19 protein-coding genes and 1 pseudogene are annotated in these 23906 nt (G+C 71.7%); 13 read left to right on the top strand and 7 right to left on the bottom strand.

Annotated features, from left to right (window positions below; translation table 11 throughout):
* Positions 1-51: 51 nt before the first annotated feature.
* Together ACIBU0_RS02735 and ACIBU0_RS02730 are read right to left on the bottom strand one after the other, a co-directional pair.
* On the bottom strand, positions 52-816 hold the full coding sequence (locus ACIBU0_RS02735; protein ID WP_398810577.1) for a hypothetical protein: 765 nt from the start codon (positions 814-816) through the stop codon (positions 52-54).
* Positions 817-831: 15 nt separating this feature from the next.
* On the bottom strand, positions 832-1425 hold the full coding sequence (locus ACIBU0_RS02730) for a hypothetical protein (protein ID WP_398810574.1): 594 nt from the start codon (positions 1423-1425) through the stop codon (positions 832-834).
* A 283-nt stretch (positions 1426-1708) separates the two neighbouring features.
* On the opposite strand from ACIBU0_RS02730, the gene ACIBU0_RS02725 reads away from it, so the two are divergent.
* The 7 genes from ACIBU0_RS02725 (at position 1709) to ACIBU0_RS02695 (ending at position 10835) form a co-directional block, all read left to right on the top strand.
* Positions 1709-2698 carry an SCO0930 family lipoprotein gene (locus ACIBU0_RS02725; RefSeq protein ID WP_398810571.1) on the top strand — a complete coding sequence of 330 codons (990 nt, stop codon included), beginning with the start codon at positions 1709-1711 and terminating at the stop codon, positions 2696-2698.
* A gap of 380 nt (positions 2699-3078) precedes the next feature.
* On the top strand, positions 3079-3891 hold the full coding sequence (locus tag ACIBU0_RS02720) for an SAM-dependent methyltransferase (protein ID WP_398810568.1): 813 nt from the start codon (positions 3079-3081) through the stop codon (positions 3889-3891).
* The gene (locus ACIBU0_RS02715) at positions 3888-6023 is read left to right on the top strand and encodes a putative bifunctional diguanylate cyclase/phosphodiesterase (protein ID WP_398810565.1); all 2136 of its coding nucleotides are present in this window, start codon (positions 3888-3890) and stop codon (positions 6021-6023) included. The genes ACIBU0_RS02720 and ACIBU0_RS02715 overlap by 4 nt, the downstream gene beginning before the upstream one ends.
* A gap of 305 nt (positions 6024-6328) precedes the next feature.
* Positions 6329-7231: a LysR family transcriptional regulator gene (locus tag ACIBU0_RS02710; protein ID WP_398810562.1), complete on the top strand. Its 903-nt coding sequence runs from the start codon at positions 6329-6331 to the stop codon at positions 7229-7231.
* A gap of 126 nt (positions 7232-7357) precedes the next feature.
* Entirely contained in the window at positions 7358-8368 is a 1011-nt protein-coding gene (locus tag ACIBU0_RS02705) for an alcohol dehydrogenase catalytic domain-containing protein (protein ID WP_398810560.1), read from the top strand.
* A 40-nt stretch (positions 8369-8408) separates the two neighbouring features.
* Positions 8409-9305, top strand: coding sequence for an SDR family oxidoreductase (locus tag ACIBU0_RS02700; protein WP_398810557.1), 897 nt, complete (start codon positions 8409-8411; stop codon positions 9303-9305).
* Between the two features lie 114 nt (positions 9306-9419).
* The gene (locus tag ACIBU0_RS02695) at positions 9420-10835 is read left to right on the top strand and encodes a hypothetical protein (protein WP_398810554.1); all 1416 of its coding nucleotides are present in this window, start codon (positions 9420-9422) and stop codon (positions 10833-10835) included.
* Positions 10836-10850: 15 nt separating this feature from the next.
* Here ACIBU0_RS02695 and ACIBU0_RS02690 read toward each other — a convergent pair whose 3' ends face one another.
* Positions 10851-11735, bottom strand: coding sequence for a LysR family transcriptional regulator (locus tag ACIBU0_RS02690; RefSeq protein WP_398810551.1), 885 nt, complete (start codon positions 11733-11735; stop codon positions 10851-10853).
* Between the two features lie 130 nt (positions 11736-11865).
* Between ACIBU0_RS02690 and ACIBU0_RS02685 the strand changes: the two genes are divergently transcribed.
* The 5 genes and pseudogenes from ACIBU0_RS02685 to ACIBU0_RS02665 all read left to right on the top strand — a co-directional run.
* Complete coding sequence (locus ACIBU0_RS02685; RefSeq protein ID WP_398811746.1) at positions 11866-12537, top strand: succinate dehydrogenase; 672 nt, start codon at positions 11866-11868, stop codon at positions 12535-12537.
* A 2-nt stretch (positions 12538-12539) separates the two neighbouring features.
* The gene (locus tag ACIBU0_RS02680) at positions 12540-14489 is read left to right on the top strand and encodes a fumarate reductase/succinate dehydrogenase flavoprotein subunit (RefSeq protein ID WP_398810548.1); all 1950 of its coding nucleotides are present in this window, start codon (positions 12540-12542) and stop codon (positions 14487-14489) included.
* Positions 14486-15232 (top strand): succinate dehydrogenase/fumarate reductase iron-sulfur subunit, encoded by a 747-nt coding sequence (locus ACIBU0_RS02675; RefSeq protein ID WP_398810546.1) that lies wholly within the window; start codon positions 14486-14488, stop codon positions 15230-15232. Before ACIBU0_RS02680 ends, ACIBU0_RS02675 begins: the two co-directional genes overlap by 4 nt.
* A gap of 373 nt (positions 15233-15605) precedes the next feature.
* Complete coding sequence (locus tag ACIBU0_RS02670) at positions 15606-16376, top strand: GNAT family N-acetyltransferase (RefSeq protein WP_398810543.1); 771 nt, start codon at positions 15606-15608, stop codon at positions 16374-16376.
* Between the two features lie 14 nt (positions 16377-16390).
* Positions 16391-17008: pseudogene (locus ACIBU0_RS02665) on the top strand (lysophospholipid acyltransferase family protein); the annotation flags it as partial.
* A gap of 153 nt (positions 17009-17161) precedes the next feature.
* Here the strand turns inward: ACIBU0_RS02665 and ACIBU0_RS02660 are convergent.
* Entirely contained in the window at positions 17162-17998 is an 837-nt protein-coding gene (locus ACIBU0_RS02660) for a hypothetical protein (protein ID WP_398810540.1), read from the bottom strand.
* A gap of 280 nt (positions 17999-18278) precedes the next feature.
* Here ACIBU0_RS02660 and ACIBU0_RS02655 point away from each other — a divergent pair, with 280 nt between their 5' ends.
* Positions 18279-19595 (top strand): phytase, encoded by a 1317-nt coding sequence (locus tag ACIBU0_RS02655; protein ID WP_398810537.1) that lies wholly within the window; start codon positions 18279-18281, stop codon positions 19593-19595.
* Positions 19596-19619: 24 nt separating this feature from the next.
* Here the strand turns inward: ACIBU0_RS02655 and ACIBU0_RS02650 are convergent, their stop codons facing one another.
* The 3 genes from ACIBU0_RS02650 to ACIBU0_RS02640 all read right to left on the bottom strand — a co-directional run bounded on the left by ACIBU0_RS02650 (position 19620) and on the right by ACIBU0_RS02640 (position 23857).
* The gene (locus tag ACIBU0_RS02650; RefSeq protein ID WP_398810534.1) at positions 19620-20618 is read right to left on the bottom strand and encodes an LLM class flavin-dependent oxidoreductase; all 999 of its coding nucleotides are present in this window, start codon (positions 20616-20618) and stop codon (positions 19620-19622) included.
* A gap of 46 nt (positions 20619-20664) precedes the next feature.
* A complete protein-coding gene (locus ACIBU0_RS02645; protein ID WP_398810531.1) occupies positions 20665-22050 on the bottom strand; it encodes an FAD-binding oxidoreductase in 1386 nt (461 codons plus the stop codon).
* Between the two features lie 133 nt (positions 22051-22183).
* Entirely contained in the window at positions 22184-23857 is a 1674-nt protein-coding gene (locus ACIBU0_RS02640) for a LuxR C-terminal-related transcriptional regulator (RefSeq protein ID WP_398810528.1), read from the bottom strand.
* Positions 23858-23906: the final 49 nt, after the last annotated feature.

The raw sequence follows: 23906 nt of genomic DNA, 5'->3' as shown, positions 1-23906 counted from the left end.
TGGGCCGCTCGGGGGACGGCGTCCCCCGGCGTCCCGTCGGGTGAGGGCCCGTCAGCCCTTGGCGTGCGGGAAGAGGTCCAGGAACGGCTCCGCCGATGCGGTGACACCGCGGCTGTACGGGGCGTCGAAGTCCCAGATGAGGAAGAGCAGGAAGGCGATCAGCGCCGAGAACAGCCCGGCGAGGAGCAGCTCGCGGGGAGTGCGCCGGATCTGCAGGGCGAACACCATGCCGATGGTGACGACGCCGCCGGCGATGAGGCCGAACCACACCACGCCCGGCATGGTCTCCCCGGTCGAGTTCGCTCGGGCGTTGCGGGCCTGGTCGGCGGCGGTCACCTGGTCGACGAGCGGCTGATAGGCCTGCGCCTCGAAGTCGTTCTTCGGCTCGTAGTCGGTGACGTCCTCGCGGATGCGCTGGAACAGCTCGGCGCCGCGGTCGGTGACCCGGCCGTCGTCCGCCATGGTCTTCCACTCGGTGGTGACGACGTGTCCGACATAGGCGTTGACATCGCCTCGAATGCGGTCACGGACGTCGTCGGGATAGACCCGGACCCGTTCCGAGATCTCGTGCAGCGCCACCGCCTCCGCCTGGACGTGGTCCTGGGCGGCGCTGCGGCCCTCCCACACGCCGGCGATGGCCAGGCCCAGGACGATGGCGTACACCACGCCGATCCACATCGTCATGTACTCGATGACGTCCGGGGTCTCGGAGGGATCCTCGTCCTCGGGGGCCGTGCGGTGCCGTACGAGGGTGATGAGGACCACCACGGCGCAGGCGGCCAGCATCGCGAGGGTGAGAACAAGCCATTCCGGCAACAGAAGCCTCCAGGGTCAGCGCGGCCGCAGTGCGGCTACGGCGGCGATGGCGGGCGCCGCGATGAGCAGGACGAAGGTGAGGGGTGAGGGGGCGTCGTGCGCCGCCCGGCGGTGCGGGGTGGCGCGGTAGGGCGGGTAGTGCACCGGGGCGATGGACGGACGCGGGGTGGATTTAGCCGACGGTTTGGGGGAGGGGGGCGGGGTGGGTGCCGGCGCGGGGGGCGGGGCCGGCCGCGCGCGAGGCGGCGCGGGCTGGGGTGCCGGTGGTGCGGGGGGCGGAGGCGGCGGGGGAGGCGGGGGTTCGGGTTTCGGCGTGGGCGTGGGTGTCGGTGTCGGTGTGGGGGCGGGGTCCGGGCTGGGGGTCGGCTTGGGTGTCGGCGTCGGTGTGGGACTGGGCGTCGGCACCGGGCACTGCGTCGGCGTCGGTGTCGGCCAGGTGAGGTTCCCGACGACCGCCACGGCCTGCGCACCGTCGGGGCCCGTGTCGGTGTAGGCGCAGACGGTGGCCGAGGCGGCGCCGGCCGGGGCCGCCACCAGGAGCCAGGTCAGCGCGGCCACCGTCAACACCCGTGCCGCAAGGGTGGATTGGGTCGGTTCGAGTCCATGCACGACGAAGATCCTGAGCCCCGTGCAGGCTCGAACACGCCGGAGTGCGGGCGGATTGCCTCGAACGGGCGACGCGCGGCCCTCGAAAGGTTTGATCGGCGGGCGCGGGTGTGACCGTCGAGGCGCATGCCCGTGCGATTCACGGGTGTGCGGCGGGCGGCGTCACAGCTTTCCGAAAGAAATGTGCGGGTCGGTTGAACACGCACGTGGTTCCCGTGCGTACCCCATGTCGTGCGGCGGCGCAGCAGGGCGCTGCAACACCCTTGTGATGATCGGGGAGTTGACGATGAATACCTCGTGGCGGAGCGCCTCGCTCGTGGTGAGCGCCGTGGCTGTGCTGGCGTTGACGACGGCATGTGGCTCGGAAACGGCGCCGCCGGCGAGCAGCCAGAACGTGGGTGCCACGGCCGCGGCCGGTGATTACGGAAGTGCGGGCACCGGCCTCGGCAACGGATCCGGTTACGACGCCGGCGCGGCCGGCCAGGAGAGCGCGGCCACGGGGTCCGCCTCCGCCGGTGAGCTCTCCGTTTCCACCACCCAGGAACTCGGCAAGGTGCTGACCGACAGCTCCGGTCTGACGCTCTACCGCTTCGACAAGGACACCGCGGAGCCGCCCAAGTCGAATTGCGACGGCGACTGCGCGAAGAAGTGGCCGCCGGTCCCCGCGGACGACGCCACGGCCGGGGCCGGCATCGACGAGTCGCTGCTCGGCTCGGTCACCCGCTCCGACGGCACCAAGCAGCTGACGGTCGGCGGCTGGCCGGCCTACCGCTTCGCGAAGGACACCCAGGCCGGTGACGTCAACGGCCAGGCCGTCGGCGGCACTTGGTACGCACTCGCCCCCGACGGCAAGAAGGCCAAGAGCGGCGGGGGTGCGGAGGCGGCCGACCTGCCCGGTCTGTCCACGCGCAAGGACCCCAAGCTCGGTGAGATCGTCATCGACAAGAACGGCCACACGGTCTACCGCTTCATGAAGGACTCGCCCTGGCCGATGAAGACGGCGTGCACCGGCGAGTGCCTGGAGAAGTGGCCGGTCATCGCCCCGGTCGACGCCGAGGACACCGAGGGTATCGATCTGAAGGGGTCCGGCCCCAGGGGTCAGGGTTACGTGGTCTTCGACCGCCCCGACGGCATCAAGCAGCAGACCATCGACTGCGTGCCGATCTACACCTTCGCCGGTGACAAGAAGCCCGGTGACACCAACGGTCAGGGCGTCGGCGGCACATGGTTCGCCATCCGCCCCGACGGCAAGCCGGTCGGCGCGCCGGAGCAGTAGAGATCACACCTCCCCAGGGTTGATCGCCTCACCCAGCCGAGTACCGACCACGGAAGGGAGGGACGAGACAGCGAGAGTGCCGGACGAACGGACGGCGCGCCAGACCCACCGGTCCGCCCCCTGAGCTCCACACACAGGGGGCGGACCGGTTTGTCGTCATTCACCGGTACTGTTCACCCTCTTTCACCATGGTTCGGAACTCTGGAACCTCTGGAACCCTTCGGATGCTTTTCACAGAGGGCGCGGCGGGGCATCAATTCGGCACGTGCCGGTGGCAGTGACCGGGAACGGATGGTCAATTTCCGTTTCCGCTCGCTCCATTGGCGGGCGATCAGTAGCCTCAGCTCGAACACCGGATCGCCTGAGCCTTGGAGAGATAGATGGAGCGTCCCGCCTGGGCCCCACGGAGCATCGACATCTCGGTGCCCAGCGTCTCGCGGATCTACGACTACTACCTGGGCGGATCGCACAACTTCGAGGTCGACCGGGAAGCGGCCCGCAAGGCCATGGAGTTCATGCCGGGACTCCCCAAGATCATGCAGGCCAACCGGGCGTTCATGCGCCGCGCGGTGCGCTTCGCCGTCGACGAGGGCATCACCCAGTTCCTGGACATCGGCTCCGGCATCCCGACGTTCGGCAACGTCCACGAAGTGGCCCAGAAGGCCAGCGCCGACGCGCACGTGGTGTACGTCGACCACGACCCGGTCGCCGTCGCACACAGCGAGGCCGTCCTCGCGGGCAACGCCGGCACGGACGTCGTCGCCGCCGACCTCCGCAAGCCCCAGGAGATCCTGCGCAGTTCGGCGGTCGAGCGTCTCATCGACCTGAACCGGCCAGTCGCCCTGCTTCTCGTTGCCATACTGCACTTCGTGGAGGACGAGGACGACCCGTACGGGGCGGTGGCCGAGCTGCGCGACGCGCTCGCGCCCGGCAGCATGCTGGTGCTCACGCATGCCTCGTACGAGGGAATCCCGCTGCCCGAGGAGCGGGCCAAGGGCACGGTCGACGTATACAAGGACATTCGCAACCCGCTGATCATGCGCTCGCGCGACGAGATCGCGCGGTTCTTCGAGGGGTACGACATGGTGGAACCCGGACTGGTGGCTATGCCGCACTGGCGGCCGGACACCGCACCGGAGGACGAGGATCCTTATGCCTTCTCCGGTTTCGCCGGCGTGGGGCGTAAGGCGTGAGCGCGGGGCCGGACGGGCCGGAGGACAGACTGCGCCGGTTCGCGACGATCTGGAGCCGGGCCGTCTTCCCGGTGACCTCGACGTCGTCGACCCGGCCGGAGTTCGAGGAGCAACTGCTGCCGCTGGCCCGGCGGTTGAGCGAGGCGCTCAGGGCCAGGACGTTCGACGCGAACGAGGGCAAGGCGGTCGGCGCCGCGCTCGTCGCCGCGCACTGCACCGACCCCGAGGCGCTCAGCCGCTCGCTGGACTGCGTCGAGGCCTACCTCGTGCTCTACTGCGGCACGGGCGGCGACCAGGAGGACCTGCGGGCGCGCTCCTCGCGGCTGCAGCACGCCATGGCCGCCGGGTTCGCCCAGGCGCTGCGCGAGCGGACGCTGGCCGAGCAGGAGGCGATCTCCGCGGCCGCGCTCAAGGCGCAGGGCGTCGTCGCGCAGGCGCTGCACGCCACCGAGGCCCGCTTCCGCGCGGTCTTCGAGGGCGCCGCGATAGGGATCGGCATCGCCGACCTGGAGGGCAACATCCTCCAGGTCAACGGCGCGCTGCTGCGCATGTTCGGCGTCTCCGAGCAGGCGCTGCGCAGCCGCAACGTCAAGGAGTGGACCCACCCCGAGGACGCGCCGCAGACCTGGAAGCTCTACGACGAACTCGTCCGCGGCGAGCGCGAGCACTACCACCTCGAAAAGGCCTTCTACCGCCCTGACGGAACGGTCCTGTGGACCAACCTCACGGTCTCCCTGCTGCGCGACGCCGACGGTGACCCGCAGTACCAGCTGGCCCTGATGGAGGACACCACCGAGCGGCGCCTGCTCAACCTCCGGCTGCGCTACGAGGCCACGCACGACGCCCTCACGGGTCTGCCCAACCGCACGTTCTTCTTCGAACGCCTGGAGAAGGCACTGGGTGCCGGCGAAGGACAGCGGTTCGGCCTGTGCTACCTCGACCTGGACGGCTTCAAGACCGTCAACGACAGCCTCGGCCACGCGGCCGGCGACCGGCTGCTCGTCGAGGTCGCCGACCGGCTGCAGTCCTGTGCCACCGCGCCGGGCGAGATGGTCGCGCGGCTCGGCGGCGACGAGTTCGTGGCGCTGACCACCGGCCCCGGCACCGAGCGCGAGGTCGACGAACTCGCGGCCCGCATCATGAACGCGCTGCTCGCCCCGATCAGCGTCGACGGCCGGGAGCTGACCGTGCGCGGCAGCATCGGCATCGTCGAGGGGCCGGCCGGGGAGCGCAGCCCGGCGGAGGTGCTGCGCAGCGCCGACATCACCATGTACCGGGCCAAGTCGGCGGGCGGCAACCGCTTCGAGCTGGCCGACCCGGAGGCCGACGCCCGCGCCATCACGAGGCACGGACTGACCACGGCTCTCCCCACGGCGTTGGACCGGGGCGAGTTCTTCATCGAGTACCAGCCGCTGGTCCACCTCGGCGACGGCAGCGTGCGCGGCGCGGAGGCCCTGGTGCGCTGGCTGCACCCGCAGCACGGCGTCCTCGGCCCGGACCGGTTCATCCCGCTCGCCGAGCACACGGGACTCATCGTGCCGCTCGGCCGCTGGGTCCTGGAGCAGTCGGTGCGTCAGGCACGCGAGTGGCGAGAACGGCACGACGATGCGGGCCCGCTGCGCATCAACGTCAACCTCTCGCCCTGCCAGCTCACCCATCCCGGGCTGGTCCAGGACACGGTGGACATCCTGGAGCGCGCGGGCGTGACACCGGACTCGCTCTGCCTGGAGGTCACCGAGTCGGCCCTCATCGGCGCCGACGACGACCTGCTCAAACCCCTGCGCCGGCTGGCCGAGATGGGCGTCGACATCGCCCTGGACGACTTCGGCACCGGCTACTCCAACCTCGCCAACCTGCGCCGCCTGCCGGTGAGCATCCTCAAGCTGGACCGCTCCTTCACGCAGAGCATGCAGCAGTTCCCGGCCGACCCCGTCGACCTCAAGATCGTCGAGGGGATCGTCTCCCTGGCCCACAGCCTGAGCCTCGCGGTGACCGTGGAGGGCGTGGAGACCGGCGCCCAGGCCGAGCAGCTGCGGATTCTGGGCTGCGACACGGCCCAGGGCTGGTACTATGCCCGCCCGGGCCCCCCGGAGCGGCTCCACGAGCTGGCACTGGTGGACGCGACGGGCTGAACGGCGGGGCCGTACGGGACGGGGGTGCATCCCGGAGGCTGCTCCCGGTCCCGTCCAGGGCGGGGCTGTTTTCCGGCGCCGTGCGGAATGGAGCGTGTGCGGGGCGGGATGATTCCCGGCCGTGCGGGACGGGGCGCCTACAGGGCGGGCTGTTTCCCGGTCCCGGGCCGGCCGCGGTGCGTGCAGGCGCGCTGTCTACCGGCCCCGCACGGGACGGTGGCGAGCTGCTTTCGGCGCCGTACGCGGCGGGGGCGGGCTTCGCCCCGCCCCCGTACAGCCTCCTCACGGTCGTATAGCGTGAAGCCATGCCTGACGGGCCGGTCGATCTGGATCTGCGCAAGCTGCGCTACTTCGTGGCCGTGGCCGAGCGCCGCCATTTCGGGCAGGCGGCCGTCGCCCTGCACGTCACTCAGCCCGCGCTCTCCCGGCAGGTGCGGCAGCTGGAGCACGACCTGCGGGTCGATCTCTTCACCCGCAGTACCCGCGAGGTGACGCTCACCCCGGCCGGCGAACAGTTCCTGCGCGACGCCAAGGCGCTGCTCGCCGCCTCGGAGGCCGCCCAGGAGCGGGCCCGCCGCATCGGCGCCGGTGACGACGCGCTGGTCGTGGGCTTCATGCTCGGCACGGACGTCGGCCTCGCCCTGAACGCGTTCTCCGGGCAGCATCCGCACGTCTCCATCGAACTGGTCCGGCTGCGCTGGTGGAGCCAGGCTCGGGCGCTGCTGGAGGGCAGCGTCGACGTCGGGTTCGTGCGGCCGCCCCTCGAAGCCGACGGTGTCGAGCTGCTTCCCCTCTACTCCGAGCACCTCACCGCGGTCCTGCCCGTCGGCCATCCGCGGGCCCATGACGCCAAGGTCGCCCTCGCCGCGCTGGCCGACGACCCCGTCCTGGAGTACGCCGACGCGGCCGAGGCCTGGTCGGCCGTATGGAACGCCGATCCACGTCCCGACGGCACCCGGCCCGGCCACGGCCCCGCCTTCCACGACATGGAGGAACTCCTCGGCTACGTCAGGGGAGGGCGCGGCATCGCGTTCGTGCCGAACTCCGTCGCGGCCGCGTTCCCCCGGTCCGACGTCGCGTACGTCCCGGTCGCCGACGTGCCACCGGGCCAGGTCGCCCTGGCCTGGAACGGCTCGCGCCGCTCCCCGCTCGTGACGAGCTTCGTGGAGGCGGTGCGTGCGGGCGCGCGGGCCCGGGGGACGACGTAGACCTGCGCCGATGCCGAGACGGCATCAATCGGGCGACAACAAGCATTGGACGGCACCGCGGCGGGCCCCAAGACTCGGAGGTGCCGGGAACGTCCTGGCGCACCCCCTAGCCCCCTGGAGCCCGCGATGCGTGCTGCCGTCGCCACCGGCGTGAACCTTCCCCTCGCCCTCGACACCCTCGACGTCCCCCAGCCCGCCGCCGGCGAGGTCCTCGTCAAGGTCACCGCCTGCGGCGTGTGCTTCTCCGACCTGAACCTGCTGCGCGGCCACTATCCCTTCGCCCGGTTCCCCGTCATCCCGGGCCACGAGATCACCGGAGTCGTGACCGCCGTCGGCGAGGGCGTGACCTTCCCCGAGGTCGGCACCGTGGTGGGCGCCCAGTTCCTGTACGACTCCTGCCGGCACTGCGACCACTGCGTGCGCGGCGACCAGATCCTGTGCCCGCGCAAGCGCATCACCGGCATCGTGGCCGACGGCGGCTACGCCGAGTACGCCCTGCTCAAGGCCGACTTCGTCACTCCCCTGCCGGACGGCCTGGACCCCGTGGCCGCGGCTCCGCTGATGTGCGCGGGCCTCACCGCCTTCAACGGCCTGCGCCAGGGCGGCGCGACGGCCGGTGCCCGGGTCGCCGTCGTGGGCCTCGGCGGAGTGGGTGCCCTGGCCGTGCGCTACGCGGTCGCCATGGGAGCGCGTGTCGCCGTGGTGGGCCGCTCCCGGCGCGGCGAGGACCAGGCCAAGGCCCTGGGCGCCGAACTGTTCGTCGCCACCGACGAGTCCGACCCCGCCGAGGCCCTCAAGGCGTGGGACGGCGGCGCGAACCTCGTCCTCAACGCCGCCCCGTCCACCGCCGCGGCCACCGCCACCCTGGGCGGCCTCGCCCCCGACGGCACCCTGCTGCTCCTCGGCTACGGCTCGGAGCCGCTCACGCTGCCCACCCAGCCCATGATCCTCAACCGTCTGCACGTGGCCGCGTCCCCCTCCGGCTCGCCCCACGACCTGCGCGACACCCTCGCCTTCTCCGCGGCCCACGGAATCCTGCCCGAGGTCACGCCGATCGCCCTGGACCAGGCGCCGGCCGTCCTCGACGCGATGGCCGACGGGTCCGCGCGCGGCCGCAGCGTGATCAGTTTCGCCTGAGCGGCCGTACCGTCCCCCGTTCTTCAGCAAGGAGATCGCCATGCCCTACGTCGCCCTCGTCACGGGTGCCTCCAGCGGTTTCGGTGCCCTGACCGCCCGCGCCCTCGCCGACGCCGGACACATCGTCTACGCGGGGATCCGGCAGACCACCGGCCGCAACGCCCCGGCCGTCGCGGACGCCCGCGCCTACGCCGACCGGAACGGCGTCGCCCTGCGCACCGTCGAACTCGACGTGTCCCGCCAGGAGTCCGTGGACGCCGCGGTCGCGCAGATCACGGCGGAGGCGGGGCGGATCGACGTCGTCGTCCACAACGCCGGCCACATGGTGCTCGGTCCGACCGAGGCGTTCACGCCGGAGCAGATCGCCGAGATCTACGACACCAACGTGCTGTCCACGCAGCGCGTCAACCGCGCCGTGCTGCCGGGGATGCGGGACCGGCGCGACGGCCTGCTGCTCTGGGTGGGGTCGTCCAGCACCTACGGCGGCACCCCGCCCTACCTCGGCCCCTACTTCGGCGCCAAGGCCGCGATGGACCACCTGGCCAAGAGCTACGCGGTCGAGCTGAGCCGCTTCGGCATCGACACGGCCCTCGTGGTCCCGGGCTCCTTCACCTCGGGCACCAACCACTTCGTGCACGCGATGCACCCCGAGGACACGGCCACCGCGGAGGCGTACGACGCCTTCTACGCGGGGCTGATGGAGGACGTCGGCAAGCGGCTCGCCGCCCTGGCGCCCGCCGACGCCGACGTGCGGGAGGTCGCCCGGGCCATCGTGCGCATCGTCGACACACCCAAGGGCGAGCGCCCCTTCCGCACCACCATCGACCCGGCCGACGACGGCTCGGAGCGGGTGAGCGACGTCGCCGACCGGGTGCGCGTCGACTTCTACGAGCGGATCGGCCTGCCGGACCTGCTCACGCCCCGCACGGGAAACTGAGGGGTCGGTATGTGGGGATTTGGAGACGGTCCGGGTCGGAGGGAGTGGCAACTGCTACCGTTCCAGCCGATCATTACCGGTCGATCGGGGGAGTAACCAACGATGCAGCGTCCTATGGCCGTTGTCGGCGTCGCCACCGCTGTGGTGCTGCTGGCAGGTTGCGGCGGCAACGACGACAAGTCCGACTCGAAACCGGAGGGCGGCAGCAGCACCGCCACCGCACCGTCGGCGCCGGGAGTCCCCTCCTTCGACCCGCCGAAGGCCTTCGTCGCGATGTCGGCGTTCGGGGTCGAGCGCACGGCCAAGGACAATGACTACACGCTCCAGGCCGGCATGGTGGGCCCGACCTCTCTGATCGCGGGACTCACCGGTGTCACCGGCCGCAACATCGCCGCGCAGGGCGACCCGTGGACCGTCCCGTCCGCGGCCGCGTCCACCACCGAGACGCTGGACGTGACCGCACCGATGGGCGTCCAGTTGGACGGCAAGGACGTCGTGGCGATCGCGTACGTGCAGAACGACAAGGGCAACGGCACCCAGAAGGCCAAGGGTCAGGTGGTGTTCCAGTGGCTCGATGCGACCGACGGCAAGAAGGTCGCCGAGGTCACCGCGGACCTCACCCCGGCCCTCGGCGCCGGCCAGGGCGGCGACAACGTGGTGAGCCAGGCGTACGACGCCGCCACCGGGCAGATCGTCGTCGGTGTCGGAGCCGCCGGCGAGGAGGCCGCCAAGAAGGGCGGCGACGTGTTCACCGTCTATGCCGACCCGAAGACCCGGAAGTCGACCGTCATCCCGTTCGTCACCCCTGCGGGCGTACTGAAGGGTGTCGTCGCCGGCGCGAAGGGCAATCACCGGGAGGGTGCGGCCGACGGCACGATCGTGATCGCCGACGGTACGACCGGCAAGATCACCAAGCAGACCCCGACCAAGCAGGACTACCTGAACCCGGCAGGCAGCGGCTCCCAGCGCGCCTACCTCGCCTCCAACTCGTACGAGGGCAACGACAAGTACAACAACGTTCTCTACTCGGTCGACTACGCCAGTGGCGCCGTCGTACAGACCAAGTTGCAGGCTGTGGACGAGCAAGTGAGCGCCGTCACCTGCTGGGGTGACCAGGCCAAGGCCGTGGTCTGCACGTCCGGCGCGTCCGGCGGCAAGGAGATCGTCGGCTTCGACGACACCACCGGCAAGAAGACCTGGGGCTACACCGACAAGTCGGCGAGCCGGGTCGTCCCGGCGGTCACCGCGGCGTTCCACGGCATCGTCTACGCCCAGACCGAGGCCCAGCCGGTGCTGATGGACGCGGCGACCGGCGCGGACGTGCCGACCGGTAAGCCGAGTGCGTCCTGGAAGCCTTCGTCGAAGGGCAAGGACCCGAGCACCACGAACGGTTCGGACATGTCGCTGTACATCGGCACGCCGAAGTCGCCGACGGCGGTCACGCGGTACGGCGGCGCCTACCTGCAGGCCCCGAGTGGCAGCAACTACGACCTCCAGTCGGTTCTGATCGCGCTGGCACCCACCGCCTGATCATGTGAGTTCGGCTCACCGCTCCAGCAGCATCCGCTGCAACTCCCGCGCGGCCCGCGGCGGCGCCACATCGCTGCGGTGGGCCAGCGCGATCGTCCGGTGCAGTCCCGGCCGGGCCAGCGGGGTGACCCGTAGCCCCCGGCCCGACCGGGCCGCCACCATGCGCGGTACGACGGCGAGGCCGAGCCCGGCCCGTACGAAGCCCAGCACCGCGTCCATCTCCCCGCCCTCCACCGCGAAGTCCGGCTCGAAGCCCTCGGCGCGGCACGCGGCGACGGTCAGCTCGCGCAGGTCGTAGCCGTGCCGGAACATCACCAGGCGTTCGCCCTCCAGGTCGGCGATGCGCACGGTGCGCCGGCCGCCGCCCGGGCGGGGCGCCTCCGGCGAGGAGACGACCACCAGGTCCTCGCGGAGCAGCTCCACCGTGGTCAGTGCCGGGGACGGGGTCGGCAGGGGCAGCACGACGAGGGCGAGGTCGAGGGCGCCGCGCGCGAGTTCCCGTACCAGGTCGTGCGAGCCGCCCTCCTCGATCAGCAGCCGGATCCCGGGGTAGCGGTCGTGGAAGGCGCGCAGCACGTCCGGGAGCAGGCCCGTGCACAGGCTCGGCGTCGCGCCGAGGCGCACCCGGCCCCGGCGCAGCTGCACCAGCTCCTGCACCTCGTACCGGGCGGTGTCCGCGTCGGCCAGGATGCGCCGGGCCAGCGGCAGCAGGGCCTCCCCGGCGTCCGTCAGCGTGATGTTGCCGCGCGCCCGCAGGAAGAGGTCCGCCCCCAACTCCCGCTCCAGCGCCTTGATCTGCTGCGACAGCGAGGGCTGCGCGACGTGCACCAGGTCGGCGGCCCGGGTGAAGTGCCGGGTCTCGGCGACCGCCACGAAGTACTGGAGCTGCTGGAACTGCATGGAGCCAGCATAGGACGCCCATAGGGGATGCCTATCGAAACGAGCCGGACCATGTCTTGGACCGATGGGGCCGTTCGGCCCTAGCGTCCTGTTCATGGCTCTGGCAACGCGGACGGACCGACGGCCGTCCATGGCACGCACGGTGTGGGACTCCACCGTCGGCAAGAAGACCGTGATGGCGGTCAGCGGGCTGATCATGCTGCTGTACCTGGTCGCCCACATGATCGGCAATCTCAAGATCTACTTCGGCGCGGGCGAGTTCAACGCGTACGGCCACTGGCTGCGCACGGTCGGCGAGCCGTTCATGCACTACGAGTGGACGCTGTGGCTGATCCGCGTCGTGCTGGTCGTCGCCGTCGTCGCCCACGCGGTCTCGGCGTACCAGCTCAGCCGCCGTGACATCAAGGCACGCCCCAGCAAGTACGTGCACAAGAAGCCCCGGGCCTCCTACGCCACCCGCACCATGCGCTGGGGCGGCATCATCCTCGGCCTGTTCATCGTCTGGCACGTCCTGGACCTGACGACCGGCACCGTGCACTCCGGCGGCTTCCAGGAGGGCCACCCGTACCAGAACGTCGTGGACACCTTCTCCACCTGGTACGGCAACGTCGTCTACATCGTCGCGATGCTCGCCCTCGGCCTGCACATCCGGCACGGCTTCTGGAGCGCCGCCCAGACCCTCGGCGCGGGCAGCCGCACCCGCGACCGCGCCCTGAAGACCGTCGCGAACGTCCTCGCGCTGCTGCTCACGGCGGGCTTCATCGCCGTACCCGTGGGCGTCATGACCGGAGTGGTGAGCTGAAGATGACTTCCTACGCGGACTACCGGACCGGTGAGCCGGTCGTGGACGGCAAGGCCCCGTCCGGCCCGGTCAGCGAACGCTGGGACAAGCGCCGTTTCGAGGCCAAGCTGGTCAACCCCGCCAACCGGCGCAAGCACACGGTGATCGTGGTGGGGACCGGACTGGCCGGCGGTTCCGCCGGCGCCACCCTCGCCGAACAGGGCTACCACGTCGTCCAGTTCTGCTACCAGGACTCCCCGCGCCGCGCCCACTCGATCGCCGCGCAGGGCGGCATCAACGCGGCGAAGAACTACCGCAACGACGGCGACTCCATCCACCGCCTGTTCTACGACACCGTCAAGGGCGGCGACTTCCGGGCGCGCGAGTCGAACGTGCACCGGCTCGCGCAGATCTCGGTCGAGATCATCGACCAGTGCGTGGCGCAGGGCGTACCGTTCGCCCGCGAGTACGGCGGCCTGCTCGACACCCGCTCCTTCGGCGGCGTCCAGGTGTCGCGGACCTTCTACGCCCGCGGCCAGACGGGACAGCAGCTGCTGCTCGGCGCCTACCAGGCCCTCAGCAGGCAGATCGCCGCGGGGAACGTCGAGATGCACCCGCGCACCGAGATGCTGGACCTGATCGTCGTCGACGGGCGGGCGCGCGGGATCGTGGCCCGGGACCTCATCACCGGCAAGATCGACACGTACTTCGCCGACGCGGTGGTGCTGGCCTCCGGCGGCTACGGCAACGTCTTCTACCTGTCGACGAACGCCATGAACTCCAACGCCACCGCCATCTGGCGGGCCCACCGGCGCGGCGCCTACTTCGCCAACCCCTGCTTCACGCAGATCCACCCCACATGCATCCCGCGCACCGGCGACCACCAGTCCAAGCTGACGCTGATGAGCGAGTCGCTGCGCAACGACGGCCGGATCTGGGTGCCGAAGGCCAAGGGCGACGACCGGCCGCCGAACAAGATCCCCGAGGACGAGCGCGACTACTACCTGGAGCGCATCTACCCGTCCTTCGGCAACCTGGTCCCGCGCGACATCGCCTCCCGCGCGGCGAAGAACGTCTGCGACGAGGGCAGGGGAGTGGGCCCCGGTGGACAGGGCGTGTACCTGGACTTCGCGGACGCGATCACGCGGATGGGCCGCAAGGCCGTCGAGGCCAAGTACGGCAACCTCTTCGACATGTACCAGCGGATCACCGACGAGGACCCGTACGAGGTGCCGATGCGGATCTACCCCGCCGTGCACTACACCATGGGCGGTCTATGGGTCGACTACGACCTGCAGACCACCATCCCCGGCCTGTTCGCGATCGGCGAGGCCAACTTCTCCGACCACGGCGCCAACCGGCTCGGTGCCTCGGCCCTGATGCAGGGGCTCGCCGACGGCTACTTCGTCCTCCCGGCGACCATCAACGACTACCTCGCCCGCAACCCGCACCACGAGAAGGTCACCGTGGACCACCCGGCCGTGCAGGAGGTGCTGGCCGAGAACGAGGACCGGCTCAGCCTTCTGCTGGCCGTGGACGGCGACCGTACGCCGGACTCCTTCCACCGCGAACTCGGCGAGCTCATGTGGGAGTTCTGCGGGATGGCCCGCACCGATTCGGGCCTGCGCAAGGCCCTGGAGCGCATCCCGCAGATCCGCGAGGAGTTCTGGCGGCGCATCAAGGTGCCCGGCACCGGCGAGGAGTTCAACCAGTCCCTGGAGAAGGCCAACCGCATCGTGGACTACCTGGAGCTCGCCGAGCTCATGTGCCTCGACGCGCTGCACCGCAGCGAGTCCTGCGGCGGTCACTTCCGCGAGGAGTCGCAGACGCCGGACGGCGAAGCGGCCCGCAAGGACGACGAGTTCGCGTACGCGGCCGCCTGGGAGTTCACCGGCACCGGCGAGGCTCCGACCCTGCACAAGGAAGACCTGGCCTTCGAGTACGTCCACCCCACTCAGCGGAGCTACGCATGAAGCTCACCCTGCGCGTCTGGCGGCAGAAGAACGCCGACACCGAAGGCGCCATGTCCACGTACGAGGTGGACGGGATCTCCTCCGACATGTCCTTCCTGGAGATGCTCGACACCCTCAACGAGGAGCTCATCCTCAAGGGCGAGGACCCGGTCGCCTTCGACCACGACTGCCGTGAGGGCATCTGCGGCGCGTGTTCGCTCGTGATCAACGGCGATGCGCACGGGCCCGAGCGGACGACCACCTGTCAGCTGCACATGCGGTCCTTCAAGGACGGCGACACGATCGATATCGAACCGTGGAGGGCGTCGGCGTTCCCGGTGATCAAGGATCTGGTCGTCGATCGTTCGGCGTTCGACCGGATCATCCAGGCGGGTGGATACATCACCGCGCCGACGGGGGCGGCTCCCGAAGCGCACGCCACGCCGGTGCCGAAGCCGGACGCGGACTTCGCGTTCGAGCACGCGGAGTGCATCGGGTGCGGGGCGTGTGTGGCGGCTTGTCCCAACGGGGCGGCGATGTTGTTCACTTCCGCCAAGATCAATCACTTGAATGTGCTGCCGCAGGGGGCGCCTGAGCGGGAGACACGGGTGCTGGACATGGTGGCGCAGATGGACGAGGAGGGGTTCGGGGGGTGCACGCTGACGGGGGAGTGCGCCACGGCTTGCCCCAAGGGCATCCCTCTGATGTCCATCACGAGCATGAACAAGGAGTGGCTGCGGGCTGCGCGGAAGGTGAAGCGGTAGCGCCGTAGCAGGGGCGGTTGTTCGGCGGCTGCGGGTTCGTCGTGGCTTGTCGCGCAGTTCCCCGCGCCCCTTTCGGGGCGCATCAGTGAACGTTCGCCGGCATGTGCGGACGGGCGGGGTCGGGTGGTGCTCCCCGGCCCCGTCTCGCCTTTTCGCGGTCGTCAAGTGAACGGCACCGGAGCGGGCGGCTGACCGGACGGGCACCGGAATGTGGACGACCGGTACCGGCCCCCGGCGTTCAACATTCGCACATCCCCTCTCCTGGCACGGGTCACGCAGACGCCAACCGGCACCGGAAGAACAGGGGCGGCACAACGCACCGCTCGCAACCGCCCTCCGCTCGCCGTCCCCGGCCCGTGACCAGGAGTAAGCCATGACCGGCGTACTGACCGTCGACCGTCCCCCGCAGCCCACGTCACCCACCCGGTACACCGTCGGTCTCGCCCGCGACGAGGAGGACGTGCGGGCCGCCCAGCGGTTGCGGCACGACGTCTTCGCCGGCGAGATGGGGGCCCTGCTGACCACCCCGCAGCCGGGTCACGACATCGACGCCTTCGACGCGTACTGCGACCACCTGCTCGTCCGTGAGGAGGTGTCCGGGCAGGTCGTCGGCACCTACCGGCTGCTGCCGCCGGAGCGGGCCGCGGTCGCGGGCCGCCTGTACTCCGAGGGCGAGTTCGACCTCAGCCGCATCGACGCGCTGCGCCCGAACCTGGTCGAGGTCGGCCGCTCCTGCGTGCACCCCGACCACCGCGACGGCGCGGTCATCAGCCTCATCTGGGCCGGTATCGCCCGCTACATGGTCGACCACGGCCACGAGTGGCTGGCCGGCTGCTGCTCGATCCCGCTGGCCGACGGCGGCACGCTCGCCGCCGCGACCTGGGACCGCGTGCAGGCCAAGCACCTGGCCCCGGAGGAGTACCGCGTACGGCCCCTGCGTCCCTGGCAGCCGAGCGCCCCCGTCCCGGCCACGCGCATCGAACTGCCCGCGCTCCTGCGCGGTTACGTCCGCCTCGGCGCCTGGGTCTGCGGCGAGCCCGCGCACGACCCGGAGTTCGGGGTCGCCGACCTGTACGTGCTGCTGTCGATGCGCCGGGTCAACGCGCGCTATCTGCGGCACTTCCTCTCCCTCGTCCCGGCGTGACGGACGGGGCGGCCATGAGCACCTCCTCGCTCGGCGCCGTGGGTGTCCCCACGGCGACCGCTCCCACCGCCGGTTCGACCGGCACCTCGGCCGCGCGGGCCCACGCCGCCGAGGTGGCCACCCTCTGGCGGCCCAGCGCACCCTGCACCCCGCGGACGTGCGTGGACACGGAGGGACGGGCCGTGGCCATGCCCCTGGCGGTTCTGCGGGTCGCCGCGGTCGTGTTCCTGCTGCTCGTCGGGTTCCTGCTCAGCCCGCTCGCGGGTCGGATGTCCGCGGGGCTCATACGACGCTGGTGCCGCTGGGTGGTACGGGCCTCGGGAGTCCGCGTGCGGATCGACGGCGGCGCCGCGCCCGACGGCGGGCTGCTGCTCGTCGCCAACCACATCTCCTGGCTGGACATCCCGCTGCTCGCCGCCGTACGCCCGGCCCGGATGCTCGCCAAGTCGGAGATCCGGGACTGGCCCGTCGCGGGGTGGCTGACCGCCCGCAGCGGCGCCCTGTTCATCGACCGGGACCGGATCCGCGCACTGCCCGAGACGGTGGCCCGGATCGCCGAGGCGCTGCGGGCGGGGGAGGCGGTGACCGTCTTCCCCGAGGGCAGCACCTGGTGCGGCCGAGCCCAGGGCCACTTCCGCCGGGCCGCCTTCCAGGCCGCCCTGGACGCGGGCGTCCCGGTGCAGCCGGTGCGCCTGCACTACCGGGTGGCCGGCGGCGCGCCCAGTACAGCGGCCGCCTTCGTCGGCGAGGACTCGCTGCTCACCTCGGTGTGGCGGGTGGCGAGGTCACGCGCCCTCGTCGCCGAGGTGGAGGTGCCCGGGCCGATCGTGCCGGGCATCCATGCCGACCGCCGCTGTCTGGCCCGGGCCGCCGAGCGGTCCGCGCCGGCTGGGGCGCATCAGCCGGAGATCCTCGCCCCACGCGTCCAGCACCGGCCCGTGCCCCTCCCGGCGGGCCACGGCCTCCACCCGGGCGAACAGCCGTCGCTGGACCGCCACATCGCCGCTCGCGGAGATACGGTCCACGGCCCGCAGCAGGGCGTCGCCGTCCCAGCCCGGCAGCGGATGGCGGGCGAGTTCCCAGCGTAGGTACTTGTTGTACGGGCGAGGGCGCCGGTCCAGGGCGAAGAGCAGTTCCAGCAGGTGCCCCAGGCTGTCGGCGGCGTCGAGCCGGGCGGCGAGCGGCTCGCCGTCACGGTCGTTCTTGACCGAGCGGTAGAGGGAGTTGGCGTAGGCGTCGAGCCATCCGCCGGCGGCCCGGAACGCCTCGTCGGCGCCGAGCCGCGCCTTGGCGGCGAGGATCCGCGCGATCCCGCCGTCCAGCCGGTCGAGCACGGTCCTCGCCCGGGCGAGGGCGTAGCGCTCGTGTCCCGGCATTCCGGCGGCCCGGAACTCGGTGAGGGAGACGATCACCAGATCCAACCGTGGTGTGCGGTGGCCGGCGAAGTGACGGAGGTCCGTCGCCGCGCCGTCCGCGAGGACGACGTACAGGTCGTGGTCGGAGTGCTCGGTGGCCATGCCGTCGTGGGCCCGCGAGCCCTTCAGGACGAGGCCGACGACGGCCGGGTCGGCCATGGCGCGTTCGACGAACGCGTCGTAGGTGAGGGACTGCTGTGCGGTCATGTGTGATCTCCGGTGGGGCGGCGACGGGTATGCCTGCCGGGGCGGCCACGGGATGTCCGGGCGCCCGCACGGTCCGCGGCGGCACGCGCCGCCGCGCGGAGGATCAACGCACGCGGCGATTCTACGACGCTCAACTGCCGTATCCGCAAAGGCTTTCCGGGCATCACAGAGGTCGGAGACGCGCACTCCTACGAGCCATCTGATGTTCACGGGGCCGTCGGCTCACCCACACCGGCCGCCCATAGCGTCTCGCCCGTCCGTCTTCCTACCGAGGAGTATCGTGAGCGCTTCCGCTCTGAGCACTCTCACCGCCGCCCTGCTGATGGTCCCGGGTGCGGCCGCCCCGCAGCCGGTCGCCGTCCCCGCACGCGTCGAGACGCCCGCCGTGTACGACGACGAGGCGGGCGGCAACGCCGACGCCGACGACCCGGCCGTCTGGGTCGACCCCCATGACGCCGGGCACAGCCTGGTGATCGGCACCCTCAAGAAGGCCGGCCTCGACGTCTACGGTCTCGACGGCAAGCGGCTCCAGCACATCGCCGCGCCCGCGGCACCCGGCGAGGACGCGGCGCCCGGCCGCTTCAACAATGTCGACGTCGTCTACGGCTTCGAACTGGGCGGCAGGAAGACGGACTTGGCCCTGGTCAGCGACCGAGGCCGGGACCGTGTCCGGGCCTACGCGATCGACCCGGGCGCCGTGGCGACGGGCAGGCCCCCACTCAGGGACGTGACGGCCGCCGACGCCGCGCCGGTCTTCTCCACGAGCGAGGCCGAGGTCGACGACCAGCGCACCGCCTACGGGCTGGCCGCCTTCAGCGACGACGACAACGCGTACGCGGTCGTGTCCCGCCGCTCGGAGAGCCGCGTACGGCTGCTGCGGCTGGAGGACCGCGACGGGCGCGTCGGCTACAGGACCGAGGACACCCTCGACCTGCCCACCTCCTTCAGGCTGCCCGACGGGACCGGCTGGGCCCCGTGCGCCGACCCCGGCGACCGGCCGCAGGTCGAGGGCATGGTCGTGGACCAGGAGGAGCACGTCCTGTACGCCGCCCAGGAGGACGTCGGGCTGTGGCGGGTCGGCCTCGACGACGAGGAGTTCGAGCGGCCGGAGCTGATCGACCGGGTGCGGGAGTACGGCACCCCGTGGACGTACGACGCCGAGCAGGAGGAGTGCGTCCTCGACACCGCCCATGACCCGGGGTTCGGCGGTGCGCACCTGAGCGCGGACGCCGAGGGCGCCACGCTCTACCACGCCGCCGACGGCAAGGGATACTTGCTCGCCTCCAGCCAGGGCGACAACACCTTCGCCGTGTACGAGCGGCAGGGCCGCAACACCTACCTCGGCTCCTTCGCCGTCACCGACAGCGCCGCAACCGACGGGGTGCAGCACTCCGACGGTTCCACCGCGGTCAACGTCCCGCTGGGCCGGTCCTTCCCCAAGGGCCTGCTGGTCACCCACGACGGCGAGGCCACGCCCGCGGACGGGGACCGGGAGGGCACCGACTTCAAGCTGACGGGCTGGGACTCGGTGGCCGCCGCGTTCCCGAAGCCGCTGACGGTCGACACCAAGTCGTTCGACCCGCGCGACCCGGACTGACCCGCGGTCGCGCACCCGCCCGGATCAGGCCCTGATGATCCGGGCGAGCCGCCGGTAGGAGTCCACGAGGGCCGCACGGTCGTACGTACTGGTGGTGACCAGCACCTCCTGCGCCCCCGTCTCCTTGAGCACCGTCTCCAGCTCGTGCGCGACCTGCTCCTCCGTGCCCGCGATGTGCCCGGCGAGGCCGCCCTCGTAGAAGCCGCGCTCCTTGCCGGTCATCGTCAGCGCCTCGACGCGCTCTGCGGGCGCCAGCGGAGGGAAGGTGCCGTGCGTGCGCGAGTGGGCCATCGACCAGGCCTCCGGGACCAGCAGCCGCCGGGCCCGCGCGGGCGTGGCGGCCACGGCGACCGTGCCGGAGATCACGACGTACGGCTCGCTCGCCCAGGGGGAGGGCCGGAACCGGTCGCGGTAGTGGTCGATGCCGCGCTGCATCCTGGCCCGGTTCCTCAGATCACCGATGACCATCGGCAGGCCCGCGCGGGCGGCGATGTCCGCGCCCTCGCCCATGGCCAGCACGAACGGCGGCACGGTCAGGCCCTCGGCGGGCCGCGCGCGCACCCCCGTCGGCGAGGTGCCGCGGAACCAGCCGAGCAGCTCCTGGATCTGCGCCGCGAAGTCCTCCGCGTCCCCCTTGTCCCGCCCGAGCGCCCTGCGCACCCCGTCGGTGAAGCCGACCGAGCGTCCCAGCCCCATGTCGATGCGGCCCGGGAACAGGGACTCCAGCACCCCGAACTGCTCGGCCACGACCAGCGGTTGGTGGTTGGGCAGCATCACCCCGCCGGTCCCGACCCGGATCGTGCGGGTCGCGGACGCGACGGCGGCGGCGAGCACGGTCGGCGCGGAACCGGCGACGCCGGGGACCCCGTGGTGCTCCGAGACCCAGATGCGGTGGTAGCCCAGTTCCTCCAGGTCCCGCGCCAGCGTCACGGTGTCGCGCAGTGCCTCGGCGTTCGTGTGGCCCTCCCGGGTGCGGGAGCGGTCGAGGACGGAGAAGCGGGTCGCCGCGATCACGGAGCTCATATGGGGTTCAACAACGCCGCCGCCGCAGGATTCCTCGCCGGCTTCCTCAGGGCGCGATGTTGTGGTTCAGGCGGAACAGGTTGCCCGGGTCGTAGCGCCGCTTCAGGGCGGTCAGACGGGCGTGGTTGCCGCGGTAGTTGGCCCGGACGCGGTACTGGTCGTCGCCGTCGATGAAGTTGACGTAGCCGCCCTCCATGGAGTGCGGTTCGAGCGCCTGGTGGAAGCCGCGCACCCAGCCCTTCTGGTCCTCGCACTCCGCCCGGGTGGTGAGGGTCCCGCTCAGGGCGATCGAGTAGTCGGCGTCCCGGTAGGAGAAGGCGGTGTCCTCCGGTCCGACCCGGTCGAAGGCGCCGTCGAGGGGGTAGACGACGGCCACGCTCTCGATGGAGGGGGTGGTGGCGCCGTACTCGACGAAGGCGTCGACCGCGCCGTCCGAGAGGCCCTGGGTGAACGAGCCCTTCCAGTAGTGGTAGAGCCCCGCGGGCACCAGGTCGTCGAAGAGGGTGTTGATCACCGGGTAGGGCATGCGCTCCAGGTATCGGCCCAGCACCGGTCCGAGCGCGGCGACCCGGTCCCGGATCCGGTCGTCGGCGTTCTCCGGCCCGGTCCAGCAGGCGATCACACCGCACAGCGGCCGGCCGTGCCAGCGCTCGGGCAGGAACGGCACCGGCGGACCGAGCCCGACGACGAGCAGTGCCCCGAGGTCGAAGTCCGCCTCGGCGACGAGTTCCCGGTAGCGGCGGATCACATCGCCGTCGAGCGGGAAGAAGGTCGGCCCGCCCAGGATGTGGGCGATGGGGTGCAGCCGGTACGCGAACGACGTGACGACCCCGAAGTTCCCCCCACCGCCGCGCACCGCCCAGAGCAGGTCGCTGTTGTGCTCGTCGGTGCAGGTCACGAAGTGTCCGTCGGCCGTCACCAGATCCACCGAGACCAGGTTGTCGCAGGCCAGACCGCAGCGGCGGACCAGATAGCCCATGCCGCCGCCCGTGGTCAGCCCGCCCACCCCGGTGGTGGAGACGACCCCGCCCGTGGTGGCCAGCCCGAAGGCGTGTGCGGCGTGGTTGACGTCGGCCCAGGTGCAGCCGCCCTCGACCCAGGCCGTACGGGCCTCGGGGTCGACGCGGATGCCGCGCAGCAGGGCGAGGTCGAGGACGACACCGCCGTCGCAGGTGCCGTAGCCCGGGACGCTGTGGCTGCCGCCGCGCACGGCGAGCGGCAGGTTCTGGTCACGGGCGAAGTCCACCGTGGCCATGACATCGCCCACGTCGACCGCCCGCACGATGATCGCCGGCCGTCGGTCGTGCATCGCGTTGTAGACCTTGCGGGCCTCGTCATAGCCGGGGTCGCCGGGCTCGACGATGTCACCGCGCACGGCCCCGCGCAGCCGCTCCAGCAGCTTGTGGTCGAAGGTCGGTGTGTAGGTGGTCATGACCTCCCACCTGCTTTCCAGTCCTGGGTCGGGAGGGGGTACCTCACTGGTGTACGCCCGCAGCAGGGGCGCGTTCATCGCCGGAATCGCCCATCTTCGCCGAATCGGGCATGGGCGAAACGGCCCATACGTGTCAGGTCAGCCCGTGCTCGTAGGCGTACGCCGTGGCCGCCGCCCGCGAGGACACGTCGAGCTTGGCGAAGATGTTGTTGAGGTGCCGGGCGACGGTGTGCTCGCTGATCACCAGTTCCGCGGCGATGGCCCGGTTCGTGCGGCCCGCCGCGACCAGGCGCAGCACCTGGATCTCCCGCTCGGTGAGCCCGCCGGGCTGCCGGTGGCGCACATCGGCGAGCAGGGCCGCCGCCCGGCGCGCATCGGGTACGGCACCGAGCCGGCGGAAGGCCTGCTCCGCCGCCCGCAGCTCCATCCGCGCTCCGTCGCCGTCCCCGGCGGCCCGGTCGGCGGCGGCCAGGGTCATCCGCACCTGGGCCGCCTCGTACGGCACCCCGAGCTCCAGCCAGAGGGACAGAGCCCGGCGCAGCAGGGGCAGCGCGCCATCGAGGTCACGGGCGGCGAAGGCCACGGAACCGCAGGCCGCGGCGGCGCTCGCGTGCAGCAGGGTCGCCGCCGAACCGCACCGCTGTTGCCAGTCGAGGGCCAGGGACCGCAGCTCCTGCGCGGCCGCGCGTGCACCGGCCGTCCGGCCCAGCGCCAGACACACCTCCACCTGGGCCGCGAGCAGCCGGCACCGCTCGAGACCGCCGATCCCGGCTCCGGACGCCAGGGCAAGAGCCAGGGCGGTGGCGGAGGCGTCGGCCTTTCCCCAGGCAAGCCGCAGCAGGGCGAGGCCGGGCTGCGGGTCGCGGCCGAGTCCGTGGGCGCGCTCGTACGACTCCTCGGCGGCGGCGAGCTCTCCGCGCCGACGCTGGATCTGGCCGGCCAGGTAGACCGCCTCGGCGGCCGTCCGCCGCTCGAACGGCAGCAGTTCCTCGCAGGTCCGCCCGGCCTCGGCCAGCGCCTCGGACCAGTCGCCGCGCAGCTCCAGCACTTCCACCCGGTGCACCCGGCACAGCCCGCGGAAGGCGTTCTCCGCCGGCATGGACGCGCACCACCGCATGGCCGCGTCCGTCCACTCGGCGGCGCGTTCGAGGTCGATGCACGCCATGGCCCGCTGCAGGCCCAGGCAGTAGGTCCAGCCGGTGAAGAAGGAGCTGAGCTCACCGGCCATGGCCGAGCACATGGTGTCGTCCAGCAGATCCAGTCCGTCCCCGAGGCGCCCCTGCGCGACCAGGACGCCTGCCTGCGCCTGCACGCTCATGGCCAGCAGATCCGGGCTGCCGCAGCGCCGCGCGATCCCCGCCATCCGCCGTGCCGCCTCCATCGCCTCGTCGAACGCCCCGCGCCCCTGAGCGTCCTCGGCGTCGACCCAGGCGAGGTAGCACTGCTCGACGCACTCCGCCTCGCCCCGCAGATGCCGTCGTGCCCGGCGCAGCCAGCCGGCGGCCACCGCGGTGCGGCCCGCGAGCCGGTGCTCGTAGAAGAGCAGCCAGGCCATCAGCCCCGCCTGCCGGGCCGCGCCCTGCGCCACATAGCCGGAGTAGGCCCGCATCCGCTGGACGATCGACTCGTCGATCCGGCTCGTCCACCAGGCGGCGTCGGCGAACGCGGCGCAGTCGTCGGGCGTGAGACAGCCGGCGTCGAGGCCGTCCAGCAGCCGGTACGCCTCGGCCCACGCCTCACGGGCGGCGGCGTCCCTGGCCTGCCGCAAGGTGTCCGCGGCCGCCCTGTCGATCGTCCGCTCGGTCACCCGCGGCTCCCTTCTCGCACGCTGCGAGCAGGACCGGCCCCAGGCCGGT

The sequence above is a fragment of the Streptomyces sp. NPDC049627 genome (genome assembly GCF_044465645.1).
GTDB lineage: Bacteria > Actinomycetota > Actinomycetes > Streptomycetales > Streptomycetaceae > Streptomyces.
The sequence above is the reverse complement of the archived record's forward strand: the minus strand, read 5'-3'. Positions and strand labels throughout refer to the sequence as shown.